The following is a 15,660-nucleotide window of genomic DNA, read 5'->3' as shown; positions in this document are numbered from 1 at the left end:
CTTTGAGCGCAGTCCACGGAGCCAACCCGCTCCGTGACGCCGCAGACCGACGGCTCCCGCGTATCGCGGGGCCGTCGGGTCTGGTGATCTTCGGCGTCACGGGCGATTTGTCCCGTAAGAAGCTGATGCCTGCCGTCTACGACCTGGCCAACCGCGGCCTGCTGCCGCCGGGCTTCTCGCTCATCGGCTTCGCCCGCCGGGAGTGGCAGGACGAGGACTTCGCGCAGGAGGTCCACGACGCCGTCGAGCAGCACGCGCGCACCCCGTTCCGCGAGGAGGTGTGGCAGCAGCTGATCCAGGGGATGCGTTTCGTCCAGGGCGACTTCGACGACGACGACGCGTTCGAGCAGCTGAAGGACACCATCGAGGAGCTGGACAAGGCGCAGGGCACGGGCGGCAACTTCGCCTTCTACCTGTCGGTCCCGCCGAAGTTCTTCCCCAAGGTCGTCCAGCAGCTCAAGAAGCACGGGCTCGCCGACCAGAAGGACGGCTCCTGGCGCCGCGCGGTCATCGAGAAGCCCTTCGGCCACGACCTGGTCTCCGCCAAGGAGCTCAACGAGGTCGTGCACGAGGTCTTCCCGCCGAACGAGGTCTTCAGGATCGACCACTACCTCGGCAAGGAGACCGTCCAGAACATCCTGGCGCTCCGCTTCGCCAACACCCTCTTCGAGCCGATCTGGAACCGGTCGTACGTCGACCACGTGCAGATCACCATGGCCGAGGACATCGGCATCGGCGGCCGCGCCGGCTACTACGACGGCATCGGCGCCGCCCGTGACGTCATCCAGAACCACCTGCTCCAGCTGCTCGCGCTGACCGCGATGGAGGAGCCCGCCTCCTTCGACGCCGACGCGCTGGCCGCCGAGAAGACCAAGGTCCTCGGCGCGGTGAAGCTGCCCAAGGACCTGGGCAAGTCCACGGTCCGCGGCCAGTACGCCGCCGGGTGGCAGGGCGGCGCGAAGGCCGTCGGCTACCTGGAGGAGGACGGCATCGACCCCCAGTCGAAGACCGACACCTTCGCGGCCATCAAGCTGGAGATCGACAACCGCCGCTGGGCGGGCGTCCCCTTCTACCTGCGCACCGGCAAGCGGCTCGGCCGCCGCGTCACCGAGATCGCGGTCGTCTTCCAGCGCGCCCCGCACTCCCCCTTCGACTCCACCGCGACCGAGGAACTCGGCCGCAACGCCATCGTCATCCGGGTCCAGCCGGACGAGGGCGTGACGGTGCGGTTCGGCTCCAAGGTGCCCGGCACCCAGATGGAGATCCGGGACGTGTCGATGGACTTCGCCTACGGCGAGTCCTTCACGGAGTCCAGCCCCGAGGCGTACGAGCGGCTCATCCTCGACGTCCTGCTCGGCGACTCCAACCTCTTCCCGCGCGTCGAGGAGGTCGAGCTGTCCTGGAAGATCCTCGACCCGATCGAGCAGTTCTGGGACAAGCACGGCAAGCCCGCGCAGTACCAGTCCGGGACCTGGGGTCCCGTCGAGGCGGACGAGATGCTCGCACGAGACGGACGGAGCTGGCGCCGGCCATGAAGACCGACCTGACGGACACCACGTCCTCCAAGATCAACAAGGCGCTGGTGCTCGGGCGGCGGGCGATCGGCACGCCGGCCGTCGGCATGGTGCTCACTCTCGTCATCGTCACCGACGAGGAGAACGCCTACGACGCGCTGAAGGCCGCGAACGAGGCGTCCCGCGAGCACCCCTCGCGGACCCTCGTCGTCATCAAGCGGGTCTCGCGCTCCCCGCGGGACCGCTCCAAGGCACGGCTCGACGCCGAGGTCCGCCTCGGCGCCGACGCGAGCACTGGCGAGACGGTGGTCCTCCGGCTGTACGGCGAGGTCGGCGACCACGCCCAGTCGGTGGTCCTGCCGCTGCTCCTCCCGGACGCCCCGGTCGTCGTCTGGTGGCCGGTGAACGCGCCGACCGACCCGGCGAAGGACCCGCTGGGGGCCCTCGCCCAGCGCCGGGTGACCGACACGTACGCCGCCGAGCAGCCCATCCACGAGCTGTCCGCGCGCGCGGACGCGTACACCCCGGGCGACACGGACCTCGCCTGGACCCGGATCACCCCGTGGCGTTCGATGCTCGCCGCCGCGCTCGACCAGGTCGTGTGCGAGGTGACCTCCGCCGAGGTCGAGGGCGAGGAGTTCAACCCGAGCGTCGAGCTGCTCGCCATGTGGCTTGCGGAGCGGCTGAAGATCCCGGTGCGCCGCTCGAAGTCGACGGGTCCCGGTCTCACCTCCGTACGGATGGAGACCAGCTCAGGACCGATCGTGCTCGACCGGCCGGACGGCTCGCTCGCCACGCTCTCCATCCAGGGGCAGCCCGACCGCGCGGTGGCGCTCAAGCGCCGCGACACGGCCGAGCTGATCGCGGAGGAGCTGCGCCGGCTGGACCCGGACGACACCTACGCGACGGCGCTCAGGTTCGGCGTCGAACGGCTCGACGAGGAGGCGGCCGTCACCGCTCCCGAGGTCGTCGAGGAGACGGTCGTGGAGACCGTTGTGGAGACCGTCGTGGAGTCGGCCGTGGAGTCGGCCGCCCCGGCCGCCAAGCCCGCCGCGAAGAAGGCCCCGGCCAAGAAGGCGGCGGCCAAGTGAGCACGCCCCAGCTGGTCGTCCACCGCGACAAGGAGCTGATGGCCGAGGCCGCGGCGGCCCGGCTGATCACGAAGATCGTGGACGCCCAGGCCGCCCGCGGCTCCGCCTCCGTGGTGCTCACCGGCGGACGCAACGGCAACGGCCTGCTGGCGGCGCTCGGTTCGGCGCCCGCGCGGGACGCGATCGACTGGTCGCGGCTCGACCTGTGGTGGGGCGACGAGCGCTTCCTGCCTTCAGGAGACCCCGAGCGGAACGTCACCCAGGCCCGGGAGGCGCTGCTCGACCGGGTGCCGCTCGACCCGGCGCGGGTGCACGCCATGCCGGCCTCGGACGGCCCGTACGGCTCCGACGTCGACGCGGCCGCGGCCGCGTACGCGCGGGAGCTGGCCGCCGCCGCGGGCCCCGGTGACCACGGCGGGGTGCCGACCTTCGACGTCCTGATGCTGGGCGTCGGCCCGGACACCCATGTGGCCTCGCTCTTCCCGGAGTTGCCCGCGGTCCGCGAGACCGAGCGGACGGTGGTCGGTGTGCACGGCGCGCCCAAGCCGCCGCCGGTCCGGGTCTCGCTGACCCTTCCGGCGATCCGGGCGGCGAAGGAGGTCTGGCTGCTCGCGGCCGGTGCGGACAAGGCGAAGGCGGCGGCGATCGCGCTGTCGGGCGCGGGCGAGGTGCAGGCCCCGGCGGCGGGCGCCTACGGCCGCTCGCGCACGCTGTGGCTGCTGGACGCCGCGGCGGCCTCGGAGCTGCCGCGGAGTCTGTACCCGCCGGCGTCCGCCTGACACGACGCCTCGGAGGCCCGGTTCACCCCTCGGTGGACCGGGCCTCCTGCGTCGGTACGGGTTCGAGGAAGGGCGTGAGCAGGTCCGGTACGGCCCCGGCGGCGAAGGTCAGGCCCTGGCTCCGGCCCGCGTCGAGGATGTCGTACGCGCCGGCTCCGGCCGCCGTCGTGGCGGTGAGGGTCAGCAGGCCGGCCCGCCGCTGGAAGTACGACTGCTTGACGGTCCAGCCGATGACGCCGGAGCGCTGGAGGGCGACCGTGGCCCGCCGGACCGTACCCGAACGGGTCACCAGATAGGCGCCGCTGACGCCGTGTCCGAGCGCGCGGTACGCGTCGAGGGCGAACAGCACGGCGACCGGGCCGAGGACGGCCGCGCAGCCGGCCGCCACGTACAGCAGGACCGGGGTGAGGAGCAGCCCGAGGAGGACGAGGACCGCCACGGGCACCAGGACGCTCCCCAGCGCCCAGCGCACCCTGCGGGTGCGGGCGGCCCGGGGGTGGGCGGCGAGGGGCGCCCCCGTGGGCGGCTCCGGCTCGCGCAGGACCAGGGCGGCGACCCGGTCGGCCACCGGTCGCTCCGCGGCCGGCAGCAGGCTCTTCAGGTCGGCGTGCTTGTCGGCGTCGTCCTTGACGAGCCCGGTGGCGACGGCGTCGACGCGGGCCGCCCCGAAGGCGCGGGCGCCGAGCGGCTCGACCAGCTCGATGCCGCGCAGCCTGCGCTCCTCTATGGAGACCGAGCGGGCGGTGAAGAGCCCGCGGGAGACCCGCAGGGTGCCGCCGGGCTCGCGCTCCAGCCGGTAGTTCCACCACATCTCGACCCAGAGGCCGAGGGCGCCGACCGCGCCGGCGGCGGTGGCGAGGAGGACCAGGACGACGATCATCCAGGGGAGGGAGACGTCCTGGAACCGGTCCCCTATCCAGTCGATGACCTCCCCCTGGGCGCCGAACCACTCGCTGACCTGCATGACCGCTCCGGCCGCCGCGCCGCCGAGGGCGGGAGCGAGGAAGGAGACGGGGGCGTAGCGGATCCAGCGCGGGTCGAGCGTCGCGAGAGAGGGGTCGTGGTCCGGGGCCGCGGGGGTGGCGGCGGGCCGGGCGAGCAGCTCGTGGCGCAGCCGCTCCCCCTCGGCCCGGGTGACCAGGTCGAGTTCGAGGGTGGAGTCGCTGCCGCCGGTGTGCTCGCCGGTGCCGATACGGACCTTGACGAGGCCGAGGGCGCGCTGGAGCGGGTTGGCGGTGAGGTCGGCGCTGCGGATGCGCTCACGGGCGAGCGAGCGGCGCTGGACGACGAGGAGCCCGGTGTGGAGCTCCACCCTCTCGGAGCCGATCCGGTAGCGGGTGCGGCGGAGCCGGACGGTCTCGGCGACGATGTCGGCAAGCAGGGCGAGGGTGACGCCCGCGGCGACCCAGGCGCCGGCCTGCCACAGCGGGCGCGGTCCGGCCAGGGCGAAGGTGACGGGCAGCGCGGCGCCGGCGAGGACGCCGCTGAAGAGGACGACCCGGACGAGGACGGTGCGGGGGTCGAGGCGCAGCCAGTCCGTCTCCCGGCTCCCGTCGGCGGCGGCTCCGGTCATGGTGTCCGCCGTCTCCCCGGTCGCCTCGTCCGCCGCCTCTCTCATGTGGCGTCCCCGGGCGTGGCCCGGGTGATGAGGGTCAGCCGCTCGGCCAGGTCGGCGGCCCGTTCGTGGTCGAGGCCCTCGATCCTGATCGCGCCCTTGGAGGAGGCCGTGGTCACCGTGACGGTGGCGAGCCTGAAGCCCTGCTCCAGCGGGCCGCGCGAGGTGTCGACGGTCTGGATCCGGGACATCGGCGCGATCCGCCACTCCTGCCAGAGGGCCCCCGTGCGGACGTAGACGGCGTCCTCGGTGACCTCCCAGCGGTGCACCCGGAACCACCAGGCGGGGAGGAACGCGGTGCAGGTGAGGCCCAGGGCCGCCGCGGCCCCGGCCGGGACCAGCAGCCAGAACCGGGCGGGCCCGATGAGGGCGCCGAGGACGCCGAGGACCACCACCGGTACGGCGGTGGTCGCCAGGAGCCGGCTCCGCCACCAGGCGACGGCCCGCTCGTCCACGGCGTTCCTGGGCGGCCGCAGCCGCACCGCGTTCTCCCCCGTCATGGCTCTACCGTCCGCGCAGCGCGCGGTAGGCGGACACGAGTCCCGCGGTGGAGCTGTCGAGGTGCTCGCCGCCCTGGGCCCCGTCGGCGGCCGTCAGGACCGGCTCGATCCGCTTGGCGAGGACCTTGCCGAGTTCGACGCCCCACTGGTCGAAGGAGTCGATGTTCCAGATGGCGCCCTGGACGAAGACCTTGTGCTCGTACAGCGCGACGAGCTGGCCGAGGACGGAGGGGGTGAGCGCGTCGGCGAGGATCGTGGTGGTGGGGTGGTTCCCCTGGAAGGTCTTGTGCGGGACGAGCTTCTCGGGGACGCCCTCCGCCCGTACCTCGTCGGGGGTCTTGCCGAAGGCCAGCGCCTGGGTCTGGGCGAAGAAGTTGGCCATGAGCAGGTCGTGCTGGGCGACGAGGCCCGGCAGCAGGTCGTCGACGGGCCGCGCGAAGCCGATGAAGTCGGCCGGGATGACCTTGGTGCCCTGGTGGATCAACTGGTAGTAGGCGTGCTGCCCGTTGGTGCCGGGGGTGCCCCAGACGACCGGGCCGGTCTGCCAGTCGACCGGGTTGCCCTCGCGGTCCACCGACTTGCCGTTGGACTCCATGTCGAGCTGCTGGAGGTAGGCGGTGAACTTGGAGAGGTAGTGCGAGTACGGCAGGACGGCGTGCGACTGGGCGTCGAAGAAGGCGCCGTACCAGACCCCGAGGAGGCCGAGGAGCAGCGGTGCGTTCTCCTCGGGCGGAGCCGTGCGGAAGTGCTCGTCGACGAGGTGGAAGCCGTCGAGCATCTCGCGGAAGCGCTCCGGGCCGATGGCGATCATCAGGGAGAGGCCGATGGCGGAGTCGTACGAGTAGCGGCCGCCGACCCAGTCCCAGAACTCGAACATGTTCGCGGTGTCGATGCCGAACTCCTCGACCTTCTCGGCGTTGGTCGAGAGGGCCACGAAGTGCTTGGCGACGGCGTCCTGGCCGGCCCGCAGTCCGGTGAGGAGCCAGTCCCGCGCGGAGGTGGCGTTGGTGATCGTCTCGATGGTGGTGAAGGTCTTCGAGGCGACGATGAACAGCGTCTCCGCCGGGTCGAGGTCGCGGACGGCCTCGTGGAGGTCGGCGCCGTCGACGTTGGAGACGAAACGGAGCGTCAGGTCGCGCTGGGTGTAGGAGCGCAGGACCTCGTAGGCCATGGCGGGTCCGAGGTCGGAGCCGCCGATGCCGATGTTGACGATGTTCTTGATCGGCTTGCCGGTGTGGCCGGTCCACTCGCCGGCGCGGACCTTGTCGGAGAAGGCGCCCATCTTGTCGAGGACGGCGTGGACGCCGGGGACGACGTTCTCCCCGTCGACCTCGATCACGGCTCCGCGGGGGGCGCGGAGCGCGGTGTGGAGGACCGCGCGGTCCTCGGTGGTGTTGATCTTCTCGCCGCGGAACATGGCGTCGCGGAGCTCGGCGACGCCGGTGACGGCCGCCAGTTCGCGCAGCAGGGTCAGCGTCTCGTCGGTGACGAGGTGCTTGGAGTAGTCCAGGTAGAGGTCGCCGACACGCAGGGCGTAGCCGGTGCCACGCTCCGCGTCGGCGGCGAACAGGTCGCGCAGCCGGGTCTCGCCCAGCTGCTCACGGTGCTTGCCGAGGGCCGCCCACTCGGGCAGCCGGTTGAGCCTGGTGCGGCCTTCGTTGTTCATCTCGGACATCGCCCACTTCTTCTCGTACTGCTTGTCTGCCCCGCTGCCTCTCCAACCTAATTGATCAGGGGGGCGAGTGACGTGACGGCGAGCGCGAACAGGGCCGCCGCGAGCAGAGCCGGGGTGAGCGGTCCCCAGCCGGCGGCCGCCGCGCCGCCCAGCACGGCCCCGAGCGGGGCGCCCGCGACGGCGAGGGTGCGGAAGGCGGCGGCGATACGGCCGAGCATGCCCTGGGGGGCGCGCTCCTGCATGAGGGTGGTCTGCTGGACGTTCCACACCGTCCCCATGAAGCCGAAGACCGCCATGGCCCCGATCGACACCGCGAGGACGGGCACCGTCCCCAACAGGACCAGGCAGCCGGTCTGGACGGTCCCGGCGAGGAGCACCGCGCGTACCCGTCCGGTCCGTTCGGCGATCCGGCGGGCCAGGAGACCGCCGGCGACACCGCCGGCCGCGAAGGCGGTGAGGGTGGCCGCGTATCCCGTGTTCCCGGCGTGGAGGCCGTCGGTGACCAGGACGACGAGGGTGGCGACGAGGGCGCCCATGCCGATGTTGCAGAGGGTGGTGGCCGTGCAGAGCCACCGCAGGGAGCGGTCCGCGCGCAGGACGGCGAGTCCCTCGGCCATCTCGGTCCGGAGGGTGGATCCGGCGGGTCGGGGCGGTCGTTCGGGCGTCCCGGTCCGCAGGGAGGCGATGAGCAGCGCGGCCAGGACGTAGGTGGCGGCGTCCGCGGCGTACGGCACGGCGGGCCCGGCCAGGAGCAGGGCGGGCACCAGGGGCGCGGCGAGGAGCCCGCCCGCGAGCTGCTGACCGGTCATCAGGCGGGCATTGGCCCCGGCCAGGGTCTCGGCGGGTACGAGGGAGGGCAGCAGCGCGGTGGCGGCGTTGTCGAAGAGGGTCTGCAGGGTGGTGAGCGCGAAGGCGAGGACGAGGAGCAGGGCGATGCCGGCGTGTCCGAGTGCGACGGCGACGGCGAACCCGGCCATGAGCGCACCGCGTACGAGGTCGACGGCCCACATGGCCCTGCGCTGGTCGACGCGGTCGGCGACGGCCCCGCCGAGCAGCCCGAAGAGCAGCCAGGGCAGATGGCCGCAGGCGGTGACGGAGGCGATGAGGAGGGGGTCGTCGGTGAGCGAGGCGGCGAGCAGCGGCATCGCGGCGGCGCGCAGGGAGTCGCCGAAGCGGGAGACGACCGCGGCCGTCCACAGTCTCCCGAAGCCGCCCCGCCAGGCGGGCACGGCCTTGCCGCCCGCCGTCGCCGTCATCGCCATGGTGTGCGCCCCCGTCCCTCCGCCGGATCCGAGGATCCCTTCGCGGCCGACCTTAGGGGGCACCACTGACAACGGGCCTTGCCCGCGAACCGAGTTCGCGGGCAAGGCCCGTTCGTCACATCGTCACACCGCGCTCAGATCTCGCCCCGCAGCTTGGCGAGCGCCTCGGCGAGGATCGCCTCCCCGTCCGCGTCGCTGCGCCGCTCACGCACATAGGCGAGGTGGGTCTTGTACGGCTCCGTGCGCGGCGGGTCCGGCGGGTTGTCCCGGTCCTGACCGGCCGGGAAGCCGCACCGTGGGCAGTCCCAGGTCTCGGGGATCGCCGCGTCGCTGGCGAAGCTCGGCTGCGTCTCGTGCCCGTTCGAGCACCAGAAGGAGATGCGGGCGCGCGGCGCCGATTCGCCCCGCTCGGCCTCGCCCATCGGCCCCGCCCCGACCCGGCTTCCCCGGATCGCGTTGCCACTTGCCACGGTCGTAACTCCCTGCGTGATGGTGCTCGAAGATGCCCCAGTCTACGTAAGGCCCAACGCGCGTCCAGTGTTCGGAGTTACCCGTCCAACTTCATCAGCAGACCAAGTACCACAATGCAGGCGAACCAGAGCAGACCGACCACGACGGTGATGCGGTCCAGGTTGCGCTCGGCGACCGAGGAGCCACCGACGGAGGACTGCATTCCGCCTCCGAACATGTCGGAGAGGCCGCCACCCTTGCCCTTGTGCATCAGCACGAGCAGCATCAGCAGCCCGCTGAAGACGATGAGGGCGATCGAGAACCCCATAACCACGGCTGGACCAACTTCCTCGGACTTATACGGACGGGGGCCGGGCACCTGCCCGACCCCCGCAAGGGTACGACGTAACTCCGCTACCGCATACTCACTGGTCGCGGAAGCGGACGATCTTGACGAACTCGTCGGCGTCCAGGGCGGCGCCGCCCACCAGGGCGCCGTCGACGTCCGGCTGCGCCATGATCGCGCCGACGTTGCCGGACTTGACCGAGCCGCCGTACTGGATGCGGACCTTGTCGGCCAGCTCCTGCGAGTACAGCTCCGCGAGGCGGCCGCGGATCGCCCCGCAGACCTCCTGCGCGTCCTCCGGCGTGGCGACCTCGCCGGTACCGATGGCCCACACCGGCTCGTACGCGATCACGATGGTCTCGGCCTGCTCGGCCGGGACGTCCTTCAGACCGCCGTCGAGCTGGGCGAGCGTGTACTCGACCTGGTTGCCGGCCTTGCGGATGTCCAGGCCCTCGCCGACACAGAGGATCGGGGTCACGCCGTGCCTGAAGGCGGCCTTCACCTTGGCGTTGCAGACCTCGTCGTTCTCGGCGTGGTACTGCCGGCGCTCGGAGTGGCCGACGGCCACGTAGGAGCACTTCAGCTTGGCCAGCATCAGGCCCGAGATCTCGCCGGTGTACGCACCGGAGTCGTGGGCCGAGATGTCCTGGGCGCCGTACTTGATCTTGAGCTTGTCGCCGTCGACCAGGGTCTGCACGGACCGCAGGTCGGTGAAGGGGACCAGGACCGCGACCTCACAGGCGTCGTAGTCCTTGTCGGTCAGGGCGAAGGCGAGCTTCTGGACGTGGGCGATGGCCTCGAGGTGGTTGAGGTTCATCTTCCAGTTCCCCGCCATCAGCGGGGTGCGGGTGCTGCTCATGAAAGGGTCAGTCCTCCAGTGCGGCGAGGCCGGGAAGCGTCTTGCCCTCGAGGTACTCGAGGGAGGCGCCGCCGCCGGTCGAAATGTGGCCGAATGCCTTCTCGTCGAAGCCCAGGATGCGGACGGCGGCGGCGGAATCGCCACCACCGACGACCGTGAAGGCCGGGGAGTCGACGAGCGCCTGGGCGACGGCCTTGGTGCCCTCGGCGTAGTCGGGGTGCTCGAAGACGCCCATCGGACCGTTCCAGAAAACGGTGCCGGCGTCGGCGAGCTTCGAGGCGTAGAGCTTACGGGTCTCCGGACCGATGTCCAGGCCCTCCTCGTCCGCCGGGATGGCGTCCGCGGCGACCGTGGTCGGGTTGGCCGGAGCCTTGGTCTTCAGGTCCGGGAACTCGGAGGAGACCAGGACGTCGACGGGGAGGACGAACTCCACCCCGCGCTCCTTGGCGCGCTTCAGGTAGTCCAGGACCGCCGGGATCTGGTCCGCCTGGAGCAGCGAGATGCCGACCTCGTGGCCCTGGGCCTTGAGGAAGGTGTACGCCATGCCGCCGCCGATGAGGATGCGGTCGGCCTTCTCCAGGAGGTGGTCGATCACGCCGAGCTTGTCGGAGACCTTGGCGCCGCCGAGCGCGACCACGTACGGCCGCTGGACGTCGTCCGTGAGCTTCTTCAGGACGCCGACCTCGGTGGCGATGAGGTAGCCCGCGGCGTGCGGCAGGCGCGCCGGGAGGTCGAAGACCGAGGCGTGCTTGCGGTGCACGGCGCCGAAGCCGTCGCCGACGTAGACGTCGGCGAGGGCGGCGAGCCGGTCCGCGAACGCGCCGCGCTCGGCGTCGTCCTTGGAGGTCTCGCCGGCGTTGAAGCGGAGGTTCTCGATCACGGCGACCTCGCCGTCGGAGAGGCCCGCGACGGTGGCGGTGGCGGACTCGCCGACCGTGTCCGTCGCGAAGGCCACCTCGGCGCCGAGGAGCTCGCCGAGCCGCGCGGCGGCCGGGGCGAGCGAGAACGCCGGGTCCGGGGCGCCCTTCGGGCGGCCCAGGTGCGAGGCGACCACGACGCGGGCACCCGCGTCGGCGAGCGCCTTGACCGTGGGCACGACGGCGCGGATGCGGCCGTCGTCGGTGATGGTGGTGCCGTCGAGCGGCACGTTGAGATCGGCGCGGACGAACACCCGCTTGCCGGAGACGCCTTCGGCGAGAAGCTCGTCGATCGTCTTCATCTGTCACAGACTCCTTGGTACGCGGTGGAGCACACAAACAGGGCTCGCGCAGCGCGGCGTTGCGCTGCCCGAGCCCTGCTCACATCGAAAGCCTGCCCTGAAGTCTAGAGCTGGCCGCCGACGAAGACGGTGAGGTCGACGAGACGGTTGGAGTAGCCCCACTCGTTGTCGTACCAGCCCAGGATCTTGACCGTGCTGCCTTCCTGGACCATGGTCAGGGAGGCGTCGAAGGTGCAGGACGCCGGGTCGCCCACGATGTCCGAGGACACGATCTGGTCCTCGGTGTAGTACAGGATGCCCTTGAGGTCGCCGTCGTCGGCGGCCTTCTTGAACGCGGCGTTGACCTCGTCCTTGGTGACCTCGCGGTCGAGGGTCACGACCAGGTCGGTCGCGGAACCCGTCGGGACCGGGACGCGCATGGCGATGCCGTCCAGCTTGCCCTTGAGCTGCGGGAGGACCAGGGCGGTGGCCTTGGCGGCGCCCGTCGTGGTCGGGATGATGTTCTCCGCGGCGGCGCGGGCGCGGCGCAGGTCCTTGTGCGGGAAGTCCAGGATGCGCTGGTCGTTCGTGTACGCGTGGACCGTGGTCATCAGGCCCTTGACGATGCCGAAGTTCTCGTCGAGAACCTTCGCCATCGGCGCGACACAGTTGGTGGTGCAGGACGCGTTCGAGATGACGTGATGCTGCGCCGGGTCGTACTTGTCCTGGTTGACGCCCATCACGATGGTGATGTCCTCGTCGCTGGCCGGAGCCGAGATGAGGACCTTCTTGGCGCCACCGGCGATGTGCTTCTCGGCGTCGGCCTTCTTGGTGAAGATGCCGGTCGACTCGATGACGATGTCGACGCCCAGCTCGCCCCAGGGGATGTCGGCCGGGTTGCGCTCGGAGAGCACCTTGATGGTGCGGCCGTCCACCGTGATGGTGTCGGCGGTGTGGGTCACCTCGGCCTTGAGGCGGCCCAGGATGGTGTCGTACTTCAGCAGGTGTGCCGTGGTCGCGGTGTCACCCAGGTCGTTGACAGCCACGATCTCGATGTCAGCACCCTGCTCAAGGAGCGCGCGGAAGTAGTTCCGGCCGATGCGGCCAAAGCCGTTGATGCCTACGCGGATCGTCACGAACCGATCTCCTCGTTAGGAACGCCGGTGTGCTCGACGCCGGCGAGATTTTTGTTTCTTGGGATGTCCCCGACCGCTTACGACCCTACCCCCACAGGACCCCCGTAGTGACATCGACCGCATCCGTACGAGCCCGGAAAGTGAGGGAGAACGGCCGACGGCCCGTACCTACCAACGGGTACGGGCCACCGTGGGACCTTTGTCCCCACTACTCTCCGTCAGCGGCGGAGCGCCCCGAGGGCGCGGCCGACGAGGCGTGCCCGCTCGCTCGCGCCGGGCACCTGCTCCAGGCCGTAGCCGAGGAGGACGGTGTCACGGGTGGTGACCGCGGCCTGCGAGTGGAAGAGCGCGGCGGAACGCGCCCAGTCGGACCCGTTGCCGGGGCTGCCGGCCGGCGCGCCCGGCACGGTCCACGCGCCGAGGGTGGTCTCGAAGCCCTCCGCCTCGGTGCTGGTCCCGGTGACGAGGCGGGTGTCGTCCACGAAGGCGCCCATCTCTCCCGTACCGGGGTCGGAGATGTAGGAGATCGAGAGCTCGACCTTCTTGCCGGCCCAGGCGCTCAGGTCGACGGAGGCCTGCCGCCAGCCGTTGGAGGGACCGGTGAAGGCGTTCCAGGAGCCGGTGGTGCCGGTGGTGGCGCAGCCGTCCTCGCCGACGGTGAGGTAGTGGGCGAGGAAGGGGTGGCCCTGGACGTAGTAGCCCTCGCCGCAGTCGGCGGGGGCCTCGGTGGAGGTGCCGCCGCCCAGGTCGGGCAGGGTCGTCCAGTCGTCCTGGCCGACGGTGTGGGCCTCGACGACGAGGTTGTCGTAGCCGGGCTCGGTGTCGTAGCTGACCTGGAAGTCCAGGCGCGGTGCCACCGCGGCGGGGACGCCGGTGAGGTCGACGGTCCTGCTGAGCCGGGCCCAGGTGTCGTCGGCGTGCTTGACGGCCGCGAAGGTCGCGCCCTCTGCGGGCTCGAAGGGCATCCGGATGCCCGGGTAGGAGCCGGCGGAGGCGCTGCTCGCGAACTGCGGGAACTCCTTCGGCTTCAGGGTGTCCGAGGTGACGGTGTACGCGCCCGCGTTGTCGAGCGGGTTGTCGGCGGAGCCGCCGAGGCCCGCGCCGATGCCCTTGAAGGCCCCGCTGCCGGCGAAGGCGGGCGGGTTCTTGAGGCCGGCCCGGTGGTAGGCGCCGAGGTAGTACTGGGCGAAGTCGTTGGTCTCGGCCAGGCCGACCTGGGTGAGTCCGCCGGACTTCTCGCCGGTGTTGATCAGCTTGCCGCCCTCGTTGAGGTAGGCGCGGACGGCGAGCTGGGCGGCTCCGGAGGGCCGCTCGGCGCCGGTGTACCAGACGACGGTACGGAAGTGGGAGAGCACGCCGAGTGCGTCCGGGGTGCCCTGGGTGGCGACGTCCCAGACGGCGGCCTTCCGGCCGTTGTCGGCGAGCGCCTTCACATAGGCGGCGGTGTGCCGGGCGGCGGTGGTGCCGCCCTCGTCGGCGAGGACGAGGACGTCGCCGCGGGGCCGCTCGGCCACCTTGTAGGTGAAGGGGGCGGAGGCGGTGGCCCGGCCCTCCCGGGTGCGGGCGGTGAACCAGACCTCGACGGAGTCGCCGGGCCGGGCGTCCTCGACCTCGGCGCGGTACTCGTCGAAGTAGAGGTTGTCCTCGCCTCCGTAGGTCTCGCCGCCCTTCCAGGCGTCGAGCTCCTCGCTGTGGGTGCGGCCGCCGTTGATCCGGTACTTCAGGGTCTTGCCGCGCAGCGACTTGCGCGCGGTGACCGCGACCTCCTGCTCCCCGCCGCGGGCGTAGGAGGTGGCGAAGGTCTTCGGCGTGAAGTCGGGGGCCTCGATGCCGACCGGGGAGACGGGCCGGTCCGGGTGGGCGGCGGTCTCGGCGACGGCGAGCGCGAAGGGGATGTTCTTGGCGAACTCGGCCTGGATCAGCTTCTCGTCGTCCGGGAAGGTGAAGACGGAGGCGCAGTCGGCCGGGTTCCACGGGTCGTTCGGGTCGACCCGGGAGGCGGTCGCACAGGTCGACATCTCGGGGGTGAACATCTGCATGCCGTTGACGTTGGCGGCGTGTCCGTCCGCCTCGCCGTTGGTGATGTACAGCTCCGAGGAGACCTGCGGCCGGTAGCCGGGCACGGCGGAGTTCTGCGGGGTGCCGGCGAGGGCCTTGAGGGCCACGTCGTCGGGGGTGTCGGTGGCGACCTGCCAGCCCACGCCGTACAGCAGGAGCTGGGCGGCCGAGTGGTAGTTGATGCCGTACGTGAAGCCGATGCGCTTCTGGAAGGCGTCGAGGGCCTTGGTCTCGGGCTCCGACATGGGGCCCTTGCCGCGGAACGTCTCGTCGCCCGGGTCGGGCGAGGAACCCTCGTTGTCGTAGCCCCACTTGTAGGCGAAGTTGCGGTTCAGGTCGACGCCGTCACCGGAGGTGATCCGGCCGTCGCCGTCGTTGTCGCGGAGGTTCTTGCGCCACTGCCGGTTGGCGGGGTCGGCATGCGTGTGGTCGTAGCCGTCCGGGTTGGCGGAGAGCACGAACCACAGCTCGGTCGAGTCGACGATCCGGGTGATCCGCTGGTCCTTGCCGTACCCGTCGAGATAGTGGTGCATCAGCCGCCGGGTCATCTCCGGGGTGATCCACTCGCGCGCGTGCTGGTTGGACATGTACAGCATGGCGGGCTTGGAGCCGTCCTTGACCCGCGGGGCGCCCTTGCTGACCTTGAGGGCGAGGATGTCCTGGCCCTTGAGGGTCTTGCCGATGGAGACGACCTTGGTGATCCCGGGGTTCGCCCGGGCGGTGTCCAGGATCTCCTGCTTGAGGCCGTTCGGGCCTCCGTACGGGCGGAAGACTCCGTCCCCCGCGGCGGCCACCCGCTTCTCGGCGGAGGCCGTCAGGCTGTGCTCGGCGAGTTCGACGCCCTGGCCGCGCAGCTGCCCGGCCTGCCGGCCGGTGAGGAAGAGCTCGACCGTCGCGGAGCCCTTCGCGGGCACCCGCTCGGTCAGTTCATGGGCGTCGGCGCCGGCCTCAAGGAGCAGCGGAACCTGCTCCTTGGTGACCTCGGCCCGCCATACGGAGAGGCCGTCACCGCCGTCCCGGTCGTTCGGCTGCGCTCCGGCGACGGGTGCCGCCGCCACGCCCGCGATCAGCAGTGAAGCCGCGGCGAGGATCGATCTCGCTCTGCGTCTCATGAGCCCCCCTTGCTGTTGTCTGTCACGAAGGTGAACAGACGCCAGGCTCATGGGCGCCCATGGGC

Annotated in this window: 13 protein-coding genes; 3 read left to right on the top strand and 10 right to left on the bottom strand. The window is 71.3% G+C overall.

Annotated features, from left to right (window positions below):
- The first annotated feature begins 2 nt into the window (after nt 1–2).
- The 3 genes from zwf to pgl are packed head-to-tail and all read left to right on the top strand — an operon-like array spanning nt 3 to nt 3,384.
- Complete coding sequence (gene zwf / locus ACIP84_RS18385) at nt 3–1,535, top strand: glucose-6-phosphate dehydrogenase (protein ID WP_319308414.1); 1,533 nt, start codon at nt 3–5, stop codon at nt 1,533–1,535.
- Complete coding sequence (opcA, locus tag ACIP84_RS18380; protein WP_355956350.1) at nt 1,532–2,605, top strand: glucose-6-phosphate dehydrogenase assembly protein OpcA; 1,074 nt, start codon at nt 1,532–1,534, stop codon at nt 2,603–2,605. Before zwf ends, opcA begins: the two co-directional genes overlap by 4 nt.
- Nucleotides 2,602–3,384 (top strand): 6-phosphogluconolactonase, encoded by a 783-nt coding sequence (gene pgl / locus ACIP84_RS18375; protein WP_361407235.1) that lies wholly within the window; start codon nt 2,602–2,604, stop codon nt 3,382–3,384. The genes opcA and pgl overlap by 4 nt, the downstream gene beginning before the upstream one ends.
- 22 nt (nt 3,385–3,406) lie before the next feature.
- Here the strand turns inward: pgl and ACIP84_RS18370 are convergent, their stop codons facing one another.
- The 10 genes from ACIP84_RS18370 to ACIP84_RS18325 form a co-directional block, all read right to left on the bottom strand.
- Nucleotides 3,407–4,957 carry a PH domain-containing protein gene (locus tag ACIP84_RS18370; protein ID WP_401798823.1) on the bottom strand — a complete coding sequence of 517 codons (1,551 nt, stop codon included), beginning with the start codon at nt 4,955–4,957 and terminating at the stop codon, nt 3,407–3,409.
- Between the two features lie 41 nt (nt 4,958–4,998).
- Nucleotides 4,999–5,499, bottom strand: a complete 501-nt coding sequence (locus tag ACIP84_RS18365; protein WP_401798666.1) for a PH domain-containing protein — start codon at nt 5,497–5,499, stop codon at nt 4,999–5,001.
- 4 nt (nt 5,500–5,503) lie between these two features.
- A complete protein-coding gene (pgi, locus tag ACIP84_RS18360) occupies nt 5,504–7,165 on the bottom strand; it encodes a glucose-6-phosphate isomerase (protein ID WP_401798822.1) in 1,662 nt (553 codons plus the stop codon).
- Between the two features lie 56 nt (nt 7,166–7,221).
- Nucleotides 7,222–8,436, bottom strand: coding sequence for an MFS transporter (locus ACIP84_RS18355; protein ID WP_355956357.1), 1,215 nt, complete (start codon nt 8,434–8,436; stop codon nt 7,222–7,224).
- Nucleotides 8,437–8,570: 134 nt separating this feature from the next.
- A complete protein-coding gene (locus ACIP84_RS18350) occupies nt 8,571–8,906 on the bottom strand; it encodes an RNA polymerase-binding protein RbpA (RefSeq protein WP_071891222.1) in 336 nt (111 codons plus the stop codon).
- A gap of 77 nt (nt 8,907–8,983) precedes the next feature.
- Complete coding sequence (gene secG / locus ACIP84_RS18345; protein WP_017238647.1) at nt 8,984–9,214, bottom strand: preprotein translocase subunit SecG; 231 nt, start codon at nt 9,212–9,214, stop codon at nt 8,984–8,986.
- 97 nt (nt 9,215–9,311) lie between these two features.
- Nucleotides 9,312–10,091, bottom strand: a complete 780-nt coding sequence (tpiA, locus tag ACIP84_RS18340) for a triose-phosphate isomerase (protein ID WP_401798664.1) — start codon at nt 10,089–10,091, stop codon at nt 9,312–9,314.
- 7 nt (nt 10,092–10,098) lie between these two features.
- Nucleotides 10,099–11,310 (bottom strand): phosphoglycerate kinase, encoded by a 1,212-nt coding sequence (locus ACIP84_RS18335; RefSeq protein ID WP_355956362.1) that lies wholly within the window; start codon nt 11,308–11,310, stop codon nt 10,099–10,101.
- Between the two features lie 104 nt (nt 11,311–11,414).
- Nucleotides 11,415–12,425: a type I glyceraldehyde-3-phosphate dehydrogenase gene (gene gap / locus ACIP84_RS18330; RefSeq protein ID WP_355956364.1), complete on the bottom strand. Its 1,011-nt coding sequence runs from the start codon at nt 12,423–12,425 to the stop codon at nt 11,415–11,417.
- A 218-nt stretch (nt 12,426–12,643) separates the two neighbouring features.
- A complete protein-coding gene (locus ACIP84_RS18325; protein WP_401798662.1) occupies nt 12,644–15,595 on the bottom strand; it encodes a M14 family zinc carboxypeptidase in 2,952 nt (983 codons plus the stop codon).
- Nucleotides 15,596–15,660: the final 65 nt, after the last annotated feature.

It is taken from the genome of Streptomyces sp. NPDC088707 (assembly GCF_044752725.1).
GTDB lineage: Bacteria > Actinomycetota > Actinomycetes > Streptomycetales > Streptomycetaceae > Streptomyces.
This window is presented reverse-complemented; position numbering and strand designations above follow the sequence as displayed.